Annotated in this window: 19 protein-coding genes; all 19 read left to right on the top strand. The window is 39.2% G+C overall.

Features of this window, described 5'->3' with window-relative positions; genetic code table 11:
- Positions 1 to 241 precede the first annotated feature (241 nt).
- The 19 genes from rpoB (at position 242) to rplV (ending at position 22,730) form a co-directional block, all read left to right on the top strand.
- Entirely contained in the window at positions 242 to 3,817 is a 3,576-nt protein-coding gene (rpoB, locus tag MHI22_RS15405; protein ID WP_170829859.1) for a DNA-directed RNA polymerase subunit beta, read from the top strand.
- A gap of 203 nt (positions 3,818 to 4,020) precedes the next feature.
- Positions 4,021 to 7,704 (top strand): DNA-directed RNA polymerase subunit beta', encoded by a 3,684-nt coding sequence (gene rpoC, locus MHI22_RS15400; protein WP_058845122.1) that lies wholly within the window; start codon positions 4,021 to 4,023, stop codon positions 7,702 to 7,704.
- 137 nt (positions 7,705 to 7,841) lie between these two features.
- Positions 7,842 to 8,090, top strand: a complete 249-nt coding sequence (locus tag MHI22_RS15395) for a ribosomal L7Ae/L30e/S12e/Gadd45 family protein (protein ID WP_036123715.1) — start codon at positions 7,842 to 7,844, stop codon at positions 8,088 to 8,090.
- 98 nt (positions 8,091 to 8,188) lie between these two features.
- Complete coding sequence (gene rpsL, locus MHI22_RS15390; RefSeq protein ID WP_010860613.1) at positions 8,189 to 8,608, top strand: 30S ribosomal protein S12; 420 nt, start codon at positions 8,189 to 8,191, stop codon at positions 8,606 to 8,608.
- 149 nt (positions 8,609 to 8,757) lie between these two features.
- Positions 8,758 to 9,228: a 30S ribosomal protein S7 gene (gene rpsG / locus MHI22_RS15385; protein WP_036123710.1), complete on the top strand. Its 471-nt coding sequence runs from the start codon at positions 8,758 to 8,760 to the stop codon at positions 9,226 to 9,228.
- Positions 9,229 to 9,308: 80 nt separating this feature from the next.
- Positions 9,309 to 11,387, top strand: coding sequence for an elongation factor G (fusA, locus tag MHI22_RS15380; protein ID WP_036123709.1), 2,079 nt, complete (start codon positions 9,309 to 9,311; stop codon positions 11,385 to 11,387).
- A gap of 136 nt (positions 11,388 to 11,523) precedes the next feature.
- Positions 11,524 to 12,711, top strand: a complete 1,188-nt coding sequence (gene tuf / locus MHI22_RS15375; RefSeq protein WP_036123706.1) for an elongation factor Tu — start codon at positions 11,524 to 11,526, stop codon at positions 12,709 to 12,711.
- 155 nt (positions 12,712 to 12,866) lie between these two features.
- Positions 12,867 to 13,556 carry a response regulator transcription factor gene (locus MHI22_RS15370; protein WP_340812360.1) on the top strand — a complete coding sequence of 230 codons (690 nt, stop codon included), beginning with the start codon at positions 12,867 to 12,869 and terminating at the stop codon, positions 13,554 to 13,556.
- Positions 13,557 to 13,561: 5 nt separating this feature from the next.
- Complete coding sequence (locus MHI22_RS15365) at positions 13,562 to 14,578, top strand: sensor histidine kinase (RefSeq protein ID WP_036123704.1); 1,017 nt, start codon at positions 13,562 to 13,564, stop codon at positions 14,576 to 14,578.
- 96 nt (positions 14,579 to 14,674) lie between these two features.
- A complete protein-coding gene (locus MHI22_RS15360; RefSeq protein ID WP_330493774.1) occupies positions 14,675 to 15,436 on the top strand; it encodes an ABC transporter ATP-binding protein in 762 nt (253 codons plus the stop codon).
- The gene (locus MHI22_RS15355) at positions 15,426 to 17,405 is read left to right on the top strand and encodes an FtsX-like permease family protein (RefSeq protein ID WP_058845121.1); all 1,980 of its coding nucleotides are present in this window, start codon (positions 15,426 to 15,428) and stop codon (positions 17,403 to 17,405) included. Before MHI22_RS15360 ends, MHI22_RS15355 begins: the two co-directional genes overlap by 11 nt.
- A gap of 160 nt (positions 17,406 to 17,565) precedes the next feature.
- A complete protein-coding gene (locus MHI22_RS15350; protein WP_340812359.1) occupies positions 17,566 to 18,876 on the top strand; it encodes a Na+/H+ antiporter family protein in 1,311 nt (436 codons plus the stop codon).
- A 350-nt stretch (positions 18,877 to 19,226) separates the two neighbouring features.
- Positions 19,227 to 19,535 (top strand): 30S ribosomal protein S10, encoded by a 309-nt coding sequence (gene rpsJ / locus MHI22_RS15345; RefSeq protein ID WP_004233624.1) that lies wholly within the window; start codon positions 19,227 to 19,229, stop codon positions 19,533 to 19,535.
- Between the two features lie 46 nt (positions 19,536 to 19,581).
- Complete coding sequence (gene rplC, locus MHI22_RS15340; protein ID WP_036124665.1) at positions 19,582 to 20,211, top strand: 50S ribosomal protein L3; 630 nt, start codon at positions 19,582 to 19,584, stop codon at positions 20,209 to 20,211.
- A 26-nt stretch (positions 20,212 to 20,237) separates the two neighbouring features.
- Positions 20,238 to 20,861, top strand: a complete 624-nt coding sequence (rplD, locus tag MHI22_RS15335; protein WP_004233626.1) for a 50S ribosomal protein L4 — start codon at positions 20,238 to 20,240, stop codon at positions 20,859 to 20,861.
- Positions 20,861 to 21,145 (top strand): 50S ribosomal protein L23, encoded by a 285-nt coding sequence (gene rplW / locus MHI22_RS15330; RefSeq protein ID WP_036124663.1) that lies wholly within the window; start codon positions 20,861 to 20,863, stop codon positions 21,143 to 21,145. Before rplD ends, rplW begins: the two co-directional genes overlap by 1 nt.
- A gap of 48 nt (positions 21,146 to 21,193) precedes the next feature.
- On the top strand, positions 21,194 to 22,024 hold the full coding sequence (rplB, locus tag MHI22_RS15325) for a 50S ribosomal protein L2 (RefSeq protein WP_036124661.1): 831 nt from the start codon (positions 21,194 to 21,196) through the stop codon (positions 22,022 to 22,024).
- A gap of 60 nt (positions 22,025 to 22,084) precedes the next feature.
- Entirely contained in the window at positions 22,085 to 22,363 is a 279-nt protein-coding gene (rpsS, locus tag MHI22_RS15320) for a 30S ribosomal protein S19 (RefSeq protein WP_008181911.1), read from the top strand.
- Positions 22,364 to 22,385: 22 nt separating this feature from the next.
- Positions 22,386 to 22,730, top strand: a complete 345-nt coding sequence (rplV, locus tag MHI22_RS15315; RefSeq protein ID WP_004233639.1) for a 50S ribosomal protein L22 — start codon at positions 22,386 to 22,388, stop codon at positions 22,728 to 22,730.

Raw genomic sequence — 22,730 nt, 5'->3', positions numbered from 1 at the left:
ATGAAATATGTATAATTTATTGACTTGACAAATCGGCTATGATAATATGATACAATGCAAAAATATTATTTTGAGGTCGTATGCCCTTTTGTATAGAAATGTTTTTATATGGGTATACTTGCCAAGATAAGTTTAGTTAACCGAAAATGAGATCTTTTTGAAGACTCGTTTTCTTTTTGTCTTTCGAAATCATACACTATTTGTATGATTTTGCAAAGACCTAATATCGCTTTATTGAGGGGTGAATGAGTTGACAGGTCAACTAGTTCAGTACGGACAACACCGCCAGCGTAGAAGCTTTGCGCGTATTAAAGAGGTGCTTGAGCTTCCAAATCTGATTGAGATTCAAACGGCGTCTTACGAGTGGTTCCTTGAAGAAGGTTTACGTGAAATGTTCCGTGACATTTCGCCGATCGAGGACTTTACAGGTAATCTTTCATTAGAATTCATCGATTATTCATTAGGTGAGCCTAAGTATGATGTTGATGAATGTAAAGAGCGAGATGTTACTTACGCAGCTCCATTACGTGTGAAAGTACGTCTTTACAACAAAGAAACAGACGAAGTGAAAGAACAAGATGTCTTCATGGGTGACTTCCCATTAATGACAGAAACAGGTACGTTCATTATCAATGGTGCTGAACGTGTTATCGTTTCACAATTAGTTCGTTCACCAAGTGTGTATTTCCATGATAAAACTGATAAAAACGGTAAAAAAGGTTTCGGCGCAACAGTGATTCCAAACCGTGGTGCATGGTTAGAGTATGAAACTGATGCAAAAGACGTAGTTTATGTGCGTATCGATCGTACTCGTAAGCTACCAGTAACAGTGTTACTACGTGCACTAGGTTTCGGTTCAGACCAAGAAATTATCGATATTATCGGTGATAACGAGTATTTACGTAATACGTTAGAAAAAGATAACTCTGAAAGTACAGAAAAAGCACTTTTAGAAATCTATGAACGTTTACGTCCAGGTGAGCCTCCAACAGTAGAAAGTGCGAAGAGTTTATTGTATTCTCGTTTCTTCGATGCAAAACGTTATGATTTAGCGAATGTTGGTCGCTACAAAATGAATAAAAAGCTTCATATTAAAAATCGTTTATTTAACCAAACGATTGCTGAAACGCTTGTAGATCCTGAAACAGGCGAAATTTTAGTAGAAAAGGGTACAGTGCTTGACCGTCGTACTTTAGATAAAATTCTACCTTACCTAGAAGATTCATCAAAAGGTATTGGTTACCGTACTTTATCGCAAGTTGGTGGCGTGCTTGAGGACGATGTAACAATCCAATCTATTAAGATTTATGCACCGAAAGATGAAGCACAAAAAGAAATTAATATCATCAGTAATGCGTACATTGATGAAGAAGTGAAGAATATTACACCAGCTGACGTTTTATCTTCAGTAAGCTATTTCTTCAACTTACTTTACCAAGTAGGCGCAACAGATGATATTGACCATTTAGGTAACCGTCGTCTACGTTCAGTAGGTGAGTTACTACAAAACCAATTCCGTATCGGTTTATCTCGTATGGAACGTGTAGTACGTGAGCGTATGTCCATTAACGACACAGCTGCAATCGTACCGCAACAATTAATTAATATTCGTCCTGTAATTGCGTCTATTAAAGAGTTCTTCGGTAGCTCTCAATTATCTCAATTCATGGACCAAACAAACCCTCTAGCAGAGTTAACACATAAACGTCGTTTATCTGCATTAGGGCCTGGTGGTTTAACACGTGAGCGTGCTGGTTTTGAAGTGCGTGACGTTCACTACTCTCACTACGGTCGTATGTGTCCAATCGAGACACCTGAGGGTCCAAACATTGGTTTAATCAACTCATTATCTTCATTTGCCAAAGTCAATAAATTTGGATTCATCGAAACGCCTTATCGTCGTATTGATCACGAAACAGGCCGAGTAACGGATCAAATTGATTATTTAACAGCTGATGAAGAAGATAACTACTATGTAGCACAAGCAAACTCGCTATTAAATCCAGATGGTACATTTACTAATGAAGAAGTAGTAGGTCGTTTCCGTGGGGATAACACAGTATTCAATAAAGCTCAAATGGACTACATGGACGTATCTCCTAAACAAGTAGTTTCTGCTGCGACTGCCTGTATCCCGTTCTTAGAAAACGATGACTCTAACCGTGCACTTATGGGTGCCAACATGCAACGTCAAGCAGTTCCACTTCTTAACCCAGAAGCACCATTCGTTGGTACGGGTATGGAACATGTTGATGCGCGTGATTCAGGTGCAGCTGTTGTAGCGAAATACGATGGTATTGTTGAGCACGTAGAGGCTCGCTCTATCCATGTTCGTCGCATTGAAGTTGTAGACGGCAAAGAGGTTAAAGGCGATTTAACAAAATATAAATTACAAAAATTCATTCGTTCAAACCAAGGTACTTCATATAACCAACGTCCACTTGTAAAAGTTGGCGAGCGTGTGAAACCTCGTGATATTTTAGCAGACGGTCCATCAATGGAAAGAGGAGAACTGGCTCTTGGACGTAACGTACTTGTTGCATTCATGACTTGGAACGGCTTTAACTATGAGGATGCTGTTATTATGAGCGAGCGCCTTGTAAAAGACGATGTCTATACATCTGTTCATATTGAAGAATATGAATCAGAATCTCGTGATACAAAGCTTGGGCCTGAAGAAATCACTCGCGATATTCCGAACGTTGGGGAAGATGCACTTCGTAACCTAGACGAACGTGGTATTATCCGTATTGGTGCGGAAGTACGTGATGGCGATATTCTGGTAGGGAAAGTAACACCTAAAGGGGTTACAGAATTAACTGCGGAAGAGCGTTTATTACATGCAATCTTCGGTGAAAAGGCTCGTGAGGTTCGTGATACTTCATTACGTGTACCACACGGTGCTGGCGGTATCATTCTTGACGTTAAAGTATTTAACCGTGAAGATGGCGATGAATTACCACCAGGCGTTAACCAATTAGTTCGTGCTTATATTGTTCAAAAACGTAAAATTCGCGTTGGGGACAAAATGGCCGGACGTCATGGTAACAAAGGGGTTATCTCTCGTATCTTACCGGAAGAAGATATGCCATTCATGCCAGATGGCACGCCTGTTGATATCATGTTAAATCCACTTGGTGTACCTTCTCGTATGAATATCGGACAAGTTTTAGAGTTACACTTAGGTATGGCTTCTCGCTACCTAGGCGTCCACATGGCAACACCAGTATTTGATGGTGCTAATGAAGAAGACGTTTGGGAAACGATGGAAGAAGCAGGGATGAACCGTGACGGTAAAACAATCCTGTATGATGGACGTTCTGGTGAACCATTTGATAACCGTGTATCTGTTGGGATCATGTACATGATCAAACTTGCTCACATGGTTGATGATAAACTTCACGCACGTTCAACTGGTCCTTACTCACTTGTTACGCAGCAACCACTTGGTGGTAAAGCGCAATTTGGTGGACAACGTTTTGGTGAGATGGAGGTATGGGCACTTGAAGCATACGGTGCTGCATATACACTTCAAGAAATCTTAACGGTTAAATCCGATGACGTTGTTGGTCGTGTGAAAACATATGAAGCCATCGTTAAAGGTGAAAGTGTACCAGAGCCAGGTGTTCCTGAATCATTCAAAGTATTGATTAAAGAACTTCAATCTCTTGGTATGGATGTTAAGATGTTAACAGTTAATGATGAAGAAGTAGAGCTTCGCGATTTAGACGAAGAAGAAGATCTTCAACCAGCTGATGCACTTAACATTGCACCACAGCCAGATACAGAAGAAGAGCCAGTAGAGTCTTTTGAATAATGGAAACCCAAATTCACAATGGTGAATAAGGTCAAACTTATTTTTCAAATTAGCCGGGCAGGATTTAACGCCCTGCCTGGCTTTTTCTTTTAATAAATCATTCTATTTCTAATCCTTTGTCAAAGAGGCAATTCTTTGCAAGCGATTATCGAGCTGCGTAAAAGAGTCTTTATAAAGACCTATACTAGAGGGAGGTAGGCTCCTTGATAGACGTTAATGAATTTGAATATATGAAAATCGGTTTAGCATCCCCTGACAAGATTCGTTCTTGGTCATATGGTGAGGTTAAAAAGCCTGAAACAATTAACTACCGTACATTAAAACCAGAAAAAGATGGTTTATTCTGTGAACGTATCTTTGGTCCAACTAAAGATTGGGAATGTCATTGTGGTAAATATAAACGTGTACGCTATAAAGGCGTAGTTTGTGACCGTTGTGGCGTTGAAGTAACACGCGCTAAAGTTCGTCGTGAACGTATGGGACACATCGAATTAGCAGCACCAGTTTCTCATATCTGGTACTTCAAAGGTATTCCAAGCCGTATGGGTCTAATCCTAGATATGTCACCACGTGCATTAGAAGAAGTTATTTATTTTGCTTCATACGTTGTAATTGATGCGGGTGCTACTAACTTAGAAAGCAAACAATTACTTTCTGAAAAAGAGTACCGTGCATACCGTGAAAAATTTGGCAACACATTCGAAGCTGCAATGGGTGCAGAAGCAATCAAAAAACTATTAAGCAAAATTGACTTAGAGGATGAAACACATTCTTTAAAAGAAGAGTTAAAATCTGCACAAGGTCAAAGACGTACTCGTGCTATCAAACGTCTAGAAGTTGTTGAATCTTTCCGTAACTCAGGTAACTCACCTGAATGGATGATTCTAGATGTTCTACCTGTTATTCCACCAGAGCTTCGTCCAATGGTGCAATTAGATGGTGGTCGTTTTGCAACTTCCGATTTAAACGATTTATACCGTCGTGTAATCAACCGTAATAATCGTTTAAAACGTTTATTAGATTTAGGTGCGCCAAGCATCATCGTACAAAACGAAAAACGTATGCTACAAGAAGCTGTTGACGCATTAATTGATAATGGTCGTCGCGGACGTCCTGTAACAGGTCCTGGTAACCGTCCACTAAAATCACTTTCACATATGCTGAAAGGTAAACAAGGTCGTTTCCGTCAAAACTTACTTGGTAAACGTGTTGACTATTCTGGTCGTTCCGTTATCGTAGTAGGTCCAAACTTAAAAATGTACCAATGTGGTTTACCAAAAGAAATGGCTATCGAATTATTCAAGCCATTCGTAATGAAAGAGTTAGTAGAGCGTGGTCTTGCTCATAACATTAAATCTGCTAAGCGTAAAATTGAACGTTTAAACAATGACGTTTGGGACGTTTTAGAAGATGTTATTCGTGAGCATCCGGTATTACTAAACCGTGCACCAACGCTTCACCGTCTTGGTATTCAAGCATTTGAACCAACACTAGTTGAAGGTCGTGCTATTCGTCTTCACCCATTAGTATGTACAGCGTATAACGCTGACTTCGATGGTGACCAAATGGCGGTTCACGTACCGTTATCAGCAGAAGCTCAAGCAGAAGCTCGTCTTCTAATGCTTGCAGCACAAAACATCTTGAATCCAAAAGATGGTAAACCTGTTGTAACACCTTCTCAAGATATGGTATTAGGAAACTACTACCTAACACTTGAACGTGAAGATGCTCGTGGTGAAGGTACTGTTTTCTATGGTCCAAATGAAGTCTTAATTGCATATGATACAGGTCATGTACATTTGCATACACGTATCGCGATTAAAGCAAGTTCGTTAAATAACCCAACATTCACAGAAGAACAAAATAATATGTTCCTATTGACAACTGTTGGTAAAGTAATCTTTAACGAAATCTTGCCAAAATCATTCCCTTATATTAATGAGCCAACTGATTTCAACTTAGAGCAAGTAACACCAGAGAAATACTTCGCTAATTTAGTAATTGACGAAGATACTCTGAAAGAGCTTGAATCAGATAGCGCTTATAATAATTTAGATGAAAAAGGGAAAATTGATGCACAACGTACAGCTGTATTGCGTAAATATTTTGCATCAGTACCAGTTGTAAATCCATTCCGTAAAAAATTCTTAGGAAATATCATTGCTGAAGTGTTTAAACGTTTCCACATTACTGAAACATCTAAAATGCTTGACCGCATGAAAAACCTAGGATTTAAATATTCAACACGTGCTGGTATTACTGTAGGTGTATCTGACATCGTGGTATTACCTGATAAAGGTGAAATTTTAGCTGTAGCTCAAGAAAAAGTGGATAAAGTTCAAGCGCAATTCCGTCGTGGTTTCATTACAGAGGATGAACGTTATGATCGTGTTATCTCAAGCTGGAGTGCTGCGAAAGACGAAATTCAAGCGAAACTGATGAAGTCACTTGAGAAAACAAACCCAATTTTCATGATGTCTGATTCAGGTGCCCGTGGTAACGCATCTAACTTTACTCAGTTAGCTGGTATGCGTGGTCTGATGGCCAACCCGGCTGGTCGTATTATTGAACTTCCAATTAAATCTTCATTCCGTGAAGGTTTAACAGTATTAGAGTACTTCATCTCTACTCACGGTGCTCGTAAAGGTCTTGCCGATACAGCCCTTAAAACTGCCGATTCAGGTTACTTAACACGTCGTCTTGTTGACGTTGCACAGGATGTTATTGTACGTGAAGATGACTGTGGTACTGACCGTGGCTTAACAATTGGTGCATTAATGGAAGGCACAGAACTGATTGAAGCTCTAGATGAACGTATTGTTGGTCGTCATACGAAGAAAACAATCGTACATCCTGAAACGGGTGAAGTTATTTTAGGAAGAGATGGTTTAATCGACCAAGATGTTGCTCGTGCAATTATTGAAGCAGGTATCGAGGAAGTGACAATCCGTTCAGCATTTACATGTAATACAAAACATGGCGTATGTAAAAAATGTTACGGCATGAACTTGGCAACAGGTGAAAAGGTTGAGGTTGGAGAGGCAGTTGGTATTATTGCAGCTCAATCAATCGGTGAACCAGGTACACAATTAACAATGCGTACATTCCATACAGGTGGGGTTGCCGGAGATGATATTACACAAGGTCTTCCACGTATCCAAGAGATCTTTGAAGCACGTAATCCAAAAGGTCAATCTGTTATTTCAGAAATCACAGGTACTGTTTCAGATATCACAGAAATTCGTGAAGGCTTAAAAGAAATTACTATTCAAGGTGACGTAGAAACGCGTAAGTATCAAGCACCTTACAATGCACGTTTAAAAGTTATCGAAGGTGATAATGTAGAGCGTGGTCAAGTTTTAACAGAGGGTTCTATCGATCCAAAACAATTGTTAAAAGTCAAAGATGTTTCAACTGTTCAAGAATATTTATTAAAAGAAGTTCAAAAAGTATACCGTATGCAAGGGGTAGAAATTGGTGATAAACATATCGAGGTAATGGTTCGCCAAATGCTTCGTAAAGTACGTGTAATTGAAGCTGGAGATACAGATTTATTACCAGGTTCATTACTAGATATCCACCAATTTGCAGAGGCAAATGCAGATGCTGTTATGAATGGCAAAAATCCTGCAACTTGTCGTCCTGTTATCCTGGGTATTACAAAAGCTTCTCTTGAAACAGAATCATTCTTATCTGCAGCATCGTTCCAAGAAACAACACGTGTGTTAACAGATGCAGCAATTAAGGGTAAACGTGACGAGCTTCTTGGATTAAAAGAGAACGTAATTATCGGTAAACTTGTTCCAGCAGGTACTGGTATGCAACGTTACCGTCAAATCCGCATCGAAAAAGATGAGCTTGACACAGAAGTTGTTTCTGCCGAATAGACATTAAAATAGGACCGAAGAGATGGAATTTCACCGTCTCTTCGGACTTTTTAAAGATATTAGTTGACAGTGTAAATTGGTAATGATAATATATTGAAGGTTGATAGTTAACTGTCTGTACTTCGGAGGATATGAAAATGTCTTATGATAAAGTAAGGGCTAGTCAAACAATCATAGGTACAAAGCAAGCAGTAAAAGCAATGCGAGCCGGTTCAGTGAAAGAACTTCTTGTGGCACTTGATGCAGACAATTGGGTAACCGATTCGGCCATATCTTTCGCGAGAGAAATCGGTATACCAGTTATTCTTGTTGAGTCGAAAAAGGAACTGGGCAAGGCCTGTGGAATCCATGTTGGAGCTGCGGTAGTTGCGATTACTGTAGAGTAGTTTTTGTGTATTAAACACAAAGACTTTGTTTTTACCCAAAAAATGAACCACCTGGATGTGTGGTATTAACAAGGAATAAATGAAGGGAGGAAATATCGATGCCTACAATTAACCAATTAGTACGTAAGCCTCGTCAATCTAAAATCACGAAATCAAAATCACCAGCGTTAAACAAAGGATATAACTCATTTAAAAAATCTTTAACTGATGTTAAATCACCACAAAAACGCGGTGTTTGTACTCGTGTTGGTACAATGACACCTCGTAAACCGAACTCAGCGTTACGTAAATACGCTCGTGTACGTTTAACTAACCAAATTGAGGTTACAGCTTATATCCCAGGTGAAGGCCACAACTTACAAGAGCACAGTGTTGTTCTTATCCGTGGCGGACGCGTAAAAGACTTAGCGGGTGTTCGTTACCATATCGTACGTGGAGCTCTTGATACAGCTGGTGTAAACGGTCGTTTACAATCACGTTCTAAATACGGAACAAAACGCCCTAAAGAAAAAAAATAATTTAACGTTAAATAACGTTATTTAATACTGAGCCTCATACTAATTGTCACAAATATCGAATCTTGCTAGCAGATTTGATATTTGATCGACAAATACGAAAAGGCCAACTTTATAAAATAATCGATAACTATTCGAAAGGAGGAAAACACATGCCTCGTAAAGGTCCTGTTTCCAAACGTGACGTGTTACCAGATCCAATTTATAGTTCAAAACTAGTAACTCGTTTAATCAATAAAATGATGGTTGATGGTAAAAGAGGTACTTCTCAAAAGATTTTATACGGTGCGTTCGAACTTGTTAAAGAACGTTCTGGTGAAAATCCAATTGAAGTATTCGAAGCCGCTCTAAACAACGTAATGCCAGTTCTTGAAGTTCGTGCTCGCCGTGTTGGTGGTTCAAACTACCAAGTACCGGTTGAAGTACGTCCAGAACGTCGTACAACTTTAGGTCTTCGTTACCTAGTTAACTATGCTCGTCTTCGTGGTGAAAAAACTATGGAAGAACGTTTAGCTAACGAAATTCTTGATGCTTCTAACAACACTGGTGCATCAGTTAAGAAACGTGAAGACATGCACAAAATGGCAGAAGCGAACAAAGCATTCGCTCACTACCGTTGGTAATTTAACCTATGTGTTAGCCAGTTAGCTAACACAAGGTCTCTTATACAGTCTTTACCCCAATATGGAAGGAGAAATTTCCTATGAAACGCGAATTCTCACTTGAGAATACTCGTAATATTGGGATCATGGCTCACATTGATGCTGGTAAAACAACAACAACTGAGCGTATCCTTTATTACACTGGTAAGATTCACAAAATCGGTGAAACTCATGAAGGCGCTTCTCAAATGGACTGGATGGAGCAAGAGCAAGAGCGTGGTATTACAATCACTTCTGCTGCAACAACAGCCCAATGGGCAGGCCATCGTGTAAACATCATCGATACTCCTGGACACGTAGACTTCACTGTAGAAGTAGAACGTTCATTACGTGTACTTGACGGTGCTGTTACAGTACTAGATGCTCAATCTGGTGTTGAGCCTCAAACTGAAACTGTATGGCGTCAAGCTACAACTTATGGTGTTCCACGTATTGTATTCATTAACAAAATGGATAAAACAGGAGCAGATTTCTTATATTCTGTAGGAACTCTACATGATCGTTTACAAGCAAACGCTCACCCTATCCAATTACCTATCGGAGCTGAAGATCAATTCTCAGCAATCATCGACCTAGTTGAGATGAAAGCTACTTTCTATGGCGACGAAAAAGGTACAGCAGTAACTGAAGGAGAAATTCCTGAAGAATACCGCGCACAAGCTGAAGAATACCGTGAAAAACTAATCGACGCTGTTGCAAGTGTTGATGAAGAAATCATGGAAAAATATTTAGAAGGCGAAGAAATTACTGTTGCGGAACTTAAAGCGGCGATCCGTCGTGCTACAATCGCAGTAGAATTCTACCCAGTAATCTGTGGTACAGCATTCAAACACAAAGGCGTACGTCCAATGTTAAATGCCGTTATCGATTACTTACCATCTCCAGTTGATGTACCAGCAATCAAAGGTACTTCAGTAGATGGTGACGAAGAGTTAGAACGTAAATCTTCTGATGCAGAGCCATTCTCAGCTCTTGCATTCAAAGTTATGACTGACCCATTCGTAGGTAAATTAACTTTCTTCCGTGTGTACTCTGGAACATTAGATTCAGGTTCATACGTGCAAAACTCTTCTAAAGGTAAACGTGAGCGTGTAGGTCGTATCCTACAAATGCACGCTAACTCTCGTGAAGAGATCTCAAAAGTATTTGCTGGAGACATCGCAGCAGCAGTAGGTCTTAAAGACACTACTACTGGTGATACTCTTTGTGACGAGAAGAACCTAGTTATTCTTGAATCAATGGAGTTCCCTGAGCCAGTAATTTCTCTTTCTGTAGAACCAAAATCAAAAGCTGACCAAGATAAAATGGGTCAAGCTTTACAAAAACTTCAAGAAGAGGATCCAACTTTCCGTGCTCATACTGACACAGAAACTGGACAAACAATCATCTCAGGTATGGGTGAACTTCACCTTGATATCTTAGTTGACCGTATGCGCCGTGAATTTAAAGTAGAAGCTAACGTAGGTGCTCCAATGGTATCTTACCGTGAAACATTCCGTAGCTCTGCAAAAGTTCAAGGTAAATTCACTCGCCAATCTGGTGGTCGTGGACAATACGGAGACGTAACGATTGAGTTCTCTCCAAATGAAGAAGGTAAAGGATTTGAATTCGAAAACGCTATCGTTGGTGGTGTAATTCCTCGTGAATACATTCCTGCAGTTGAAGCAGGTCTTCGTGACTCTCTTGACCGCGGTGTAGTAGCTGGTTACCCTCTAATCGACATTAAAGCGAAATTAGTATTCGGTTCTTACCATGACGTTGACTCGAATGAGATGGCGTTCAAAATTGCTGCATCTATGGCTCTTAAAGAAGCTTCGAAACAATGTGACGCTGTTATCTTAGAACCAATGATGAAAGTAGAAGTTGTAATTCCAGAAGAATACCTTGGCGATATCATGGGTAACATTACTTCTCGTCGCGGACGCGTTGAGGGTATGGATGCTCGTGGTAACTCACAAGTTGTTCGTGCGATGGTTCCTTTAGCAGAAATGTTTGGTTATGCAACAACACTTCGTTCTGCAACACAAGGTCGTGGTGTATTCTCAATGACATTCGATCATTATGAAGAAGTACCAAAATCAATTGCTGCTGAAATCATCAAAAAAAATAAAGGTGAATAATTGAATTTTCATCTTGCATAAAGTATAACTAATTTGTAAGCTATGATTGCAGGATAGGGGATGGGCCCGTTCTCTATCGGCATTCATTCTATAAATTTCAAAAATAAAACATATAATTTTGAGGAGGCAATCTCTAATGGCTAAAGAAAAATTTGACCGTTCTAAAACGCATGCTAACATTGGTACAATCGGACACGTTGACCATGGTAAAACTACTTTAACTGCTGCAATCGCTACAGTTCTTTCTAAAAAAATGGGTGGTACAGCTAAATCATACGCTGACATCGATAACGCTCCAGAAGAAAAAGAGCGTGGTATCACAATCAACACTTCTCACGTAGAATATGAAACAGAAACTCGTCACTATGCACACGTTGACTGCCCAGGACACGCTGACTATGTTAAAAACATGATCACTGGTGCTGCACAAATGGACGGCGGTATCTTAGTAGTATCTGCTGCTGATGGCCCAATGCCACAAACTCGTGAACACATCCTTTTATCTCGTCAAGTAGGTGTTCCATACTTAGTAGTATTCATGAACAAATGTGATATGGTTGATGACGAAGAATTATTAGAATTAGTAGAAATGGAAATCCGTGATCTACTATCTGAATATGACTTCCCAGGTGACGATATTCCTGTAATCAAAGGTTCTGCTCTTAAAGCTCTTGAAGGTGAACCAGAATGGGAAGAAAAAATCGTTGAATTAATGGACGCTGTAGATTCTTACATCCCAACTCCAGAACGTCAAACTGACAAACCATTCATGATGCCAGTAGAGGACGTATTCTCTATCACTGGTCGTGGTACAGTTGCAACTGGCCGTGTTGAACGTGGTCAAGTTAAAGTTGGTGACGTAATTGAAATCATCGGTATCGCTGAAGAAGCTAAATCTACTACTGTAACTGGTGTAGAAATGTTCCGTAAATTATTAGACTATGCTGAAGCTGGTGACAACATTGGTGCTTTACTACGTGGTGTTGCTCGTGAAGAAATCCAACGTGGTCAAGTATTAGCTAAACCAGGTTCAATCACTCCACACACAAACTTCAAAGCTGAAGTTTACGTTTTATCAAAAGAAGAGGGTGGCCGTCATACTCCATTCTTCTCTAACTACCGTCCTCAGTTCTACTTCCGTACAACTGACGTAACAGGTATCTGTAACTTACCAGAAGGCGTTGAAATGGTAATGCCTGGTGATAACATCGAAATGACAGTTGAACTTATCGCTCCAATCGCTCTTGAAGAAGGTACTAAATTCTCTATCCGTGAGGGTGGCCGTACTGTAGGCGCTGGCGTAGTTGCTTCTATCCAAAAATAATTTTAGCTTTCGCTAATTATCAAACCAATCTGTAGGGACGCTTACAGATTGGTTTTTTGTGTTAAAATAAGGGAAATCAAATGATTTTAATTAGTGTATGTATACATAACAGCTAGCATGTCATCTAGGAGAAATAAAGAAAAGGGGAATTGAACATGGACATGAAAATCTTGCTCATTGAAGATGATCCATCCATTTTTAACATGATTCAAGAACGTTTTGCACATTGGTCATTACAAGTGGTTGGTCCTAAAAATTTTCAAAAGGTGATGGACAATTTTATAGAGGAGAAACCACACCTTGTGCTGATTGATATTCAATTACCTGCCTATGATGGCTTTCATTGGTGTCGAGAAATACGTCATTTATCCAAAGTACCCATCCTTTTTCTCTCGTCTCGAGATCATCCAATGGATATGGTGATGGCTATGCAAATGGGAGCAGATGATTTTATACAAAAGCCATTCCATATGGAAGTGCTACTCGCGAAAACACAGGCGATTTTACGAAGAACCTATGACTATGTTGAGGAGAAAATGGACGTTACTCGTTTTAATAATGCCGTTATTGATTATACAAGGAGTGAGATTGTGTTTAATGGGGCTACTGCTTCCTTAACGAAAAACGAGCTCTTCATTTTACGAATTTTAGTGGAACAGGTTAATCGGATTGTTTCAAGAGACGAATTAATGAGAAAGCTTTGGGATGATGAACGTTTTGTCAATGATAATACTTTGTCGGTAAATGTTAATCGATTACGTACAAAGCTAGAGGATATTGGTTTACCAGAAGTGATTCTAACTAAAAAAGGACTTGGATATATGGCAGTCAGCCAGAGGACGTGAAAAACATGCTATTATTATTTATAAGAGAACGCTTTGCATGGATTGGTTTTTTTATTTTCATTTTTACACTTCTAAATGTGCTATTTTCTTTAGATGTTGGTTTAAATAGTATTTCAATATGGTATGTAAACATTAGTTTGCTTGTTAGTTTTACACTCTTTTTTGTGTGGCGTTATGTCAATGAAGTTGGGAAATTAAAAGATTTCCTGGGAAATATGGACGGCTACCTTGATGAAGCACATAAAAACAGACTAGTTTTAACTCCTTTTCAGGAAGCATGCTTTCAAAAAATAGAAAGTGTCTTTTATGAGAAGAACATGGAGTTAAATCAAGCTAAAGTGCAACTACAAGAGTATTCAGATGAGCTGTTGGCTTGGGTTCATGAAGTAAAGGCCCCTTTAACAACGATTAATTTATTGTTAGAGCATATTGAGGATGTATCACTGCGCCGAAAATTAGAGAATGAATGGCTGAGACTACATCTTTTAGTCGATCAACAGCTACATCAAACAAGATTAGCCTCTATTGAAAAGGACAACTATTTAAATGAGGTCGAGCTGAAACCGATTGTCTATAAAGAAATCAGGGGTATGCAGGCTTGGTGTATTGAAAAAGGTATTGGCTTTGAAGTCGCTGAGCTTACAGATACGGTTCTGACTGATGGCAAGTGGCTGGCGTTTATTGTTCGGCAAATTCTCTCAAATGCCATAAAATATAGTCCAGTAAATTCTGAGGTCACAATTTTTACTGAACATGACCCAACAGGTGCGACATTATTACATATAAAAGATGTAGGTATAGGTATTCCTTTAGAGGATTTACCTCGAATTTTTCAAAAATCGTATACGGGAACAGCGGGAAGAGAATCCTCACAATCTACAGGAATGGGTCTTTATTTGGCATCCAATGCAGCCCGAAAAATCGGGATTCGCATCTATGTTCAATCGAATGTTGGAGACGGCTCATTATTTACACTGCGTTTTCCCTTACAAAATGAATATGTCAAACTAACAGGTAGATGACGAAATTGTCACCTACCTTTTTATATTGTCATGTAAAACGCACGAATGAATAGCTATGACAGGGTACACTTGGATTATAGAAAGGGGCGTTATCACGTGACAGTTTTAATTGGTCGTAAAATAAAGAAAGTATATGGCAAAAAATCAACGGCTCAAGAAGTGCTAAAGGGTATTGATTTAGAAGTAAATAAAGGTGAGTTTGTAGGCATTATGGGACCTTCAGGTTCAGGTAAAACAACACTTTTAAATGTCTTGTGTTCTATAGATTTCGCAACAGAAGGTGTAATTGAAATAAACGGTCATAATTTGCGTGATATGAAAGAAAAGGCATTAGCGAATTTTCGACGAGAGCAGCTAGGATTCATATTTCAAGATTATAATTTACTGGATACCCTCACAGTAAAGGAAAATATCCTTCTGCCATTAGCTATCAGTAAGTTACCAAAAGCTGTTGCGGAAAGTCGAGTGAAAGAGCTAACATTCCTATTGGGTATTACAGAAATTTTAAATAAATATCCCAATGAAATATCTGGTGGACAAAAGCAGCGTACCTCTGCTGCACGTGCACTTATTACGACCCCATCGTTGGTATTTGCAGATGAGCCTACTGGTGCATTGGATTCTAAATCGGCTACAGCCTTGCTCCAAAATCTCCAAAACATTAATGAGACGAAAGAAGCGACAATAATGATGGTTACACATGATGCAGTAGCTGCAAGCTTCTGCACACGTGTTTTATTTTTAAAGGATGGCCTGATCTATAGTGAACTTTATAAGGGTGATAAAACAAGGCAGGCATTTTTCCAAGAAATCATGCATACGCAAAGTGTGCTAGGCGGTGACGGGTATGAGTCTTAGTAAGCTAGTGATTAGAAGCATGAAGAAAAATATGAAGCACTACTATCTATATTTCTTTGCTCTTATTTTTAGTGTTACTTTGTATTTTTCCTTTGTTACATTGCAAAATAATTCTGAGGTATGGGATGCTGTTCAAATGAGTGGAACGGCTACGGCAGGATTTAAAGCAGCCACTTATATTCTCTATTTTATCGTTTTATTCTTCGTCCTATATGCAAATCATTTATTTATGAAACGTCGTAGTAAGGAAATAGGCTTGTACCAATTGATAGGCATGACAAAGGGGCTAATCGTGCGTTTACTAGCGATTGAAAACATTCTCTTATTTATTGGTGCTGTTATTCTAGGGATGCTGGTAGGTTTCTTTAGCTCACGCGTATTTGCTATGATTTTACTACGTGTCCTTGAAAAAGAAGCTCTTGTAACCATGACATTTAGTACACAGGCATTACAGCAGTCGATGATCGTGTTTGCTATTCTTTTGGTTATTGTTCTTGTACAGATGGCTTGGATGATTCATCGTGTTTCATTATTATCACTGTTTAGCGCGGCAAAACAAGCAGACGAGCGTGTGAGACGTTTTAGTGCATTACAAATGGCAATTGGCTTTATGGGTCTTGTGCTGATTGCTTACGGCTACTATGCGTCAACAAAGCTATTTGATATTGATTCAGCTGGTCATTTATTTATCAATATGATGATAATTTTAGCTACGACTATTGGTGGTACATTTCTTGTCTTTCGTTTCTCCGTAGCCTTTATTATGAATACTATTCGCTTGAAGAAAAAAGGGCATTTATCTATCAAGGATGTATTAGCATTAACACCGATTATGCATCGCATGAAGAGCAACGCAAAGTCATTAACACTTATCACTGTATTAACAGGTGTGTCTCTAGGTGTAACGACGCTATCCTATATCGCCTACTATTCCTCAGAGGCATCGGCTTATAGCCAAGTACCTGGTGATTTCATATTGCTAGAAGAGCAGGGTCAGACCTTCTTAGAGGAGTTAGAGAAAAATAACATTACGTATGATAAAGTAGATTATCGTTTACAAGGAGTAACAGCCTCTGTAGGTCAATTAATGTCTAAAAAGCAGCAGGACAATCCTTTATATGATATGGAAGGAACAATCTATACTATCCCGCTTTCTGATTATCAGCAAAGCGTTCCTGAAGCATCGCTATCAGGCAACGATGTTATCTTAACCAACTATGGCGGTTATATGGCTGAAATGTTTCCATTAGAAAAAGATCGTGATGTAGTGGTATCTGCAGGAGAGCTTGAAGAAACTTTCCATGTAGTAGATGTTCATGATAAAAGTGTTATAAGTGGTATTGTCACGGCTGGAGGTGGCGGACCTATCTTTGTTGTGACAGATGACATGTTTACAAGTTTAACTACGCAAGCAGCGCTTTATCCTTGGCATCAACAAACGACCATTACAATAACAGCAAAAGAAGAATTAGAAACAGCAGAGAAATTATATATTCAAACAAATGCAGGAGTTATTACGGCTGTAGAAGGTGATGGTAAGACACAGCAATATACACAATCTTCCTTTGAAGAAAAACGTAAAGATAATATTGAAACATTAGGTCTTACGATTTTTACAACAGCATTTTTAGGATTAGCATTTCTAATGACAACTGGTAGTATTCTATACTTTAAACAAATGTCTGAGGCAGAGGAAGAAAGAAGTTCCTATACAATACTCAGAAAAATTGGTTTTGCCGAGAAAGACATCATGAAAGGCATTTATATGAAACAGGCCTTTAATTTTGGTGTCCCATTAGTTATTGGATTATTGCATAGCTACTTTGCTGTTAAGTCAGGATGGTTCTTATTTGGTACAGAGTTAACGGCTCCCTTGTGGATTGCGATGTGCTGTTACGTAGCGTTATATACGATCTTTGGCATACTTTCGGTTGGCTATTATAAAAAAGTTGTTCGTGAATCGTTGTAACAATTAAATATGAAGAAACTCAAAAACAGTGTAATGATTAATCCTTTACACTGTTTTTTTATATAAACATATTGAAATTGTGAAAACTATTGACTTTCAAATATCAGAATAATAAAGTTTAACATGTTAGTAATTTAGTGTATGAAAGTGAAGTGTAACAATGAATGCAGTAATTGCGGCGGTAGCCGTTATGTTGATATTAAGCTTGCTTCGCATCAATGTCGTTCTTTCCTTAGTACTAGGAGCTTTTGTAGGTGGTCTTACAAGTGGAATGGGCATTGAGGCAACAGTACAATCATTTACAGAAGGGTTAGGCGCAGGGGCCACTATTGCATTGAGTTATGGTCTCCTTGGTGGCTTTGCTATTGCTATTGCCAAAACTGGAATACCAGAATTGATGATTGCAGGGATGTTAAAAATTTTAAATGGCGAAAGTAATAGAAAAGGCTTAGTGAAGGTTTTAATTTTTTTCCTTATTTTCGTGATGTCTATTTTATCTCAAAATGTTATTCCTATTCATATTGCCTTCATTCCATTATTGATTCCTCCTATTTTAAAAATATTAAATATGTTGGAGGTTGATCGACGTATCATTGCGGTCCTAATTGCAGTAGGCTTAATCGGTACTTATAGTTTCGTGCCAGCTGGTTTCGGAGCCATTTTTCAAGATATCGTTGCTACACAAGTGTCAGAGGCTGGAATGGCTGTATCTTCACGTGATGTACCGGCAGCAATGGCGATTCCGGTGCTAGGAATGCTGATTGGGCTGCTTGTCGCCTTTGTTGTATACCGCAAGCCAAGACACTATAAGCACAATGAAGTAGAGACTGAATCTTTAAACGTGAACGTCAGTAAGTTTGTGATGTTTTCTACAGCTCTTGCATTAGTCGCATCACTTTGTGCTCAAGTATTAACAGATTCAATGATTGTCGGTTCGTTTACAGGGATTATGTTGATGTATTTTACAGGTGTGCTTAAATGGAAAGAGGCAGATGACATTCTCTCTGAAGGGATGAAGATGATGGCCTTTATTGGCTTTGTCATGATTGCGGCCAATGGCTTCGCAGCCGTTATTAATGCTACTGGGGATGTGGATAGCTTAATTACAAGCTCAATCGCTGTACTGAAAGGTAATAGAAGTCTCGCTGTCTTTATCATGCTAGTCATTGGATTAGTTGTGACGATGGGTATTGGTTCATCTTTTGCTACAGTACCTATTATTGCTACGTTATTTGTTCCTCTTGCACAAGGGTTGGGATTGAGTCCATTAGCGATTCTTTGTTTAATTGGTACAGCAGGTGCTTTAGGCGATGCAGGCTCTCCAGCTTCAGATTCTACGTTAGGACCAACAGCAGGCTTAAATGTAGATGGACAACATCATCATATTTGGGATACTTGTGTACCGACATTTGTTTTTATTAATATCCCTTTGATCCTGTTTGGTTGGATGGCATGTGTATTCTTTCTATAGATAAGAAGTAGTTTCTTATCTATAGAAACTACTTTCTTAAAGAATTGTTTGAAAAGTACGGAAATGTTGATATGACAACCTTAACTATTGCAATATGTAATAAAATTTTATATACTAATAAACGGCTTAATAAAGCGAAGAAGTAGTAGTACTAAGAATATCTACAACATTTAAAAGAATTTAGCGAAAAGACTTGCTTATTCTTTTTTTATTGTATATAATGTTGAATGTTGGTCTTTGACTGCGATGAAGCGAGAGGTTGCCGACACACCCGGCCGCTTTGCCATGGCGGTGTGTGGGAAAATTTTCGTGGAGAATGTCTAGAAAATAGGCGAGAAGGAGGGAAAATAATGGCAAAACAAAAGATTCGTATTCGTTTAAAAGCGTATGATCACCGTATTTTAGATCAGTCTGCTGAGAAAATTGTGGAAACTGCAAAACGTTCAGGTGCAAGTGTATCAGGTCCGATTCCACTTCCAACTGAGAAGTCTGTGTACACAATTCTTCGTGCGGTTCACAAGTACAAAGATTCTCGTGAACAATTCGAGATGCGTACGCATAAACGTCTGATCGATATCGTTAACCCAACACCACAAACTGTTGATGCGTTAATGAAACTTGATTTACCATCTGGCGTTGATATCGAAATCAAACTTTAATGGTAAAAATAATATAACTTTTCAAAACTTACAGGAGGTGTGACAAATGGCTAAAGGAATCTTAGGTAGAAAAATTGGTATGACACAAGTTTTCGCTGAAAACGGCGATTTAATCCCGGTAACAGTTATCGAAGCTGCGCCAAACGTAGTTCTTCAAAAGAAAACTGTTGAAACAGACGGCTACGAAGCAATTCAAGTTGGTTTCGAAGACAAGCGCGTTAAGCTTTCTAACAAACCTGAACAAGGTCACGTAGCAAAAGCGAACACTGCTCCTAAGCGCTTCATTCGTGAATTCCGCAACGTGAACGTTGGAGAATACGAAGTTGGTCAAGAAGTCAAAGTAGAAATTTTCGCAGAAGGCGATGTAATTGATGTAACAGGTGTTACTAAAGGTAAAGGTTTCCAAGGTGTTATTAAACGCCACGGACAATCTCGTGGTCCTATGGCCCACGGTTCTCGTTACCACCGTCGTCCTGGTTCAATGGGTCCAGTTGCTCCGAACCGCGTATTTAAACAAAAGAAATTACCTGGTCAAATGGGTGGCAATGTAGTTACAATCCAAAACTTAGAAATCGTGAAAGTTGATGCTGATCGTAACTTACTACTTGTTAAAGGTAATGTTCCTGGTTCTAAAAAAGCTCTAGTTACAGTAAAAACTGCAATTAAAGCTAAGTAATCACTTCAAGAAAGGAGGAAACAGGAATGACAAAAGTATCTGTACTTAGTCAAACAGGTGCTTCAGTTGGTGAAATCGAATTAAACGATGCGATCTTCGGAATCGAGCCAAATGAAGCAGTATTATTCGACGCAGTAGTAGCTCAACGTGCTTCTCTTCGTCAAGGTAATCACAAGGTTAAAAACCGTTCTGAGGTTGCTGGTGGTGGTCGTAAACCATGGCGTCAAAAAGGAACTGGTCGTGCTCGTCAAGGTTCTATCCGTTCTCCACAATGGCGCGGCGGTGGTATCGTATTCGGTCCTACTCCACGTAGCTATTCTTATAAATTACCTAAAAAAGTTCGCCGCTTAGCTCTTAAATCTGCTTTATCAGCTAAAGTAGTAGAACAAAACTTCTTAGTTCTTGATGCTCTAACTCTAGCAGCACCAAAAACAAAAGAATTCACAAAAATTCTTAAAGATCTTTCTTTAGAGAAAAAATCTTTATTCGTAACTGCTGACCTAGATGAAAACGTAGCATTATCTGCTCGTAACATCCCAGGTGTAACAGTTTTAACTGCAAATGGAATCAACGTTCTTGATCTATTAGGTCACGACAAAGTTGTATTCACTAAATCTGCAGTAGAAAAAGTTGAGGAGGTGCTTGGATAATGGAAGCACGTGATATTTTAAAACGTCCGGTCATTACTGAGCGTTCTTCAGAACTTATGGCAGAGAAAAAGTATACTTTCGAAGTAGACACTCGCGCTAACAAAACTCAAGTAAAAGACGCTGTAGAAGAAATCTTTGGCGTAAAAGTTGAGAAAGTAAACGTTCTTAACTACAAAGGTAAATTCAAGCGTGTTGGCCGTTACGGTGGTTACACTAACAAACGTCGTAAAGCGATTGTTAAATTAACTGCTGATAGCAAAGAAATTGAATTATTCGAAGTGTAATCCTTAATGGATTTATGATTTGAACACTCAAGAAGGAGGGAAAACACAATGGCGATTAAAAAGTATAAACCTACCTCTAATGGTCGTCGTAACATGACGTCATTAGACTTTGCGGAAATTACAACTAACAAGCCTGAGAAATCATTGCTTGAACCAACTAAACGCAAAGCTGGTCGTAACAACCAAGGTAAAATCACTGTTCGTCATCATGGTGGTGGTCATAAGAAGCAATACCGTGTTATCGATTTCAAACGTGTTAAAGATGGCATTCCGGCAAAAGTTGCTACTATTGAATATGATCCAAACCGTTCTGCGAATATCGCATTAATCAACTACGCTGATGGAGCAAAAGCTTACATCTTAGCACCAAAAGGTCTAGAGGTTGGTCAAACAATCGTTTCTGGTCCAGATGCTGATATTAAAGTAGGTAATGCATTACCATTAGCAAACATTCCAATGGGTACTACAATCCATAACATCGAGTTAAAACCTGGAAAAGGTGGACAATTAGTACGTTCTGCTGGTACTTCTGCTCAAGTACTTGGTCGTGAAGATAAGTACGTAATCGTTCGTCTTCAATCTGGTGAAGTACGTTTAGTGTTAGCTACTTGCCGCGCTACAATCGGTCAAGTTGGTAACGAACAACACGAACTTGTACACATCGGTAAAGCAGGTCGTAGCCGTTGGTTAGGTAAACGCCCAGAAGTTCGTGGTTCTGTAATGAATCCTAACGATCACCCACACGGTGGTGGTGAAGGACGTTCTCCAATCGGACGTAAATCACCAATGACTCCTTGGGGTAAACCAGCACTTGGTTACAAAACTCGTAAGAAGAAAAACAAATCGGATAAATTTATCATCCGTAGTCGTAAAAAATAAAGTGGTTAAACTACGGTTCTATGTGAGAGCCGTGGTGGAATCACGGAGGGAGGTTCCTACATGGGTCGCAGCTTGAAAAAAGGACCTTTTGTTGATGACCACTTAATGAAAAAAGTGGAAGTACAAGAGGCTTCTGAGAAAAAACAAGTTATCAAAACTTGGTCACGCCGTTCTACAATCTTCCCGAACTTCATCGGTTTAACGATTGCTGTATATGATGGACGTAAACATGTTCCTGTATACGTAACAGAAGATATGGTAGGCCATAAACTTGGTGAGTTCGCACCGACACGTACTTACAAAGGTCACGGTGCAGACGACAAGAAAACAAGACGCTAATTTTGAGAGGAGGTAAATCCTAATGACACAAGCTAAAGCTATCGCTCGCACAGTACGTATTGCTCCTCGTAAAGTACGTCTAGTTGTAGACTTAATCCGAGGTAAGCAAGTTGGTGAAGCAGTTGCAATTTTACGTCATACTCCAAAAGCGGCGTCTCCAGTCGTTGAGAAAGTATTAAAATCTGCAGTTGCTAATGCTGAGCACAACTACGATCTTGACATCAACTCTTTAGTAGTTTCTGAAGTGTTCGTTGATGAAGGTCCAACTTTAAAACGTTTCCGTCCACGTGCGCAAGGACGTGCAAGCGCAATTAACAAACGCACAAGCCACATCACTCTAGTGGTATCTGAGAAGAAGGAGGGTTAA

It is taken from the genome of Lysinibacillus sp. FSL L8-0312 (assembly GCF_038003285.1).
Classification (GTDB): domain Bacteria; phylum Bacillota; class Bacilli; order Bacillales_A; family Planococcaceae; genus Lysinibacillus; species Lysinibacillus fusiformis_D.
Note: the sequence above shows the minus strand (reverse complement) of the source record. Positions and strands in the feature narration are given on the sequence as shown.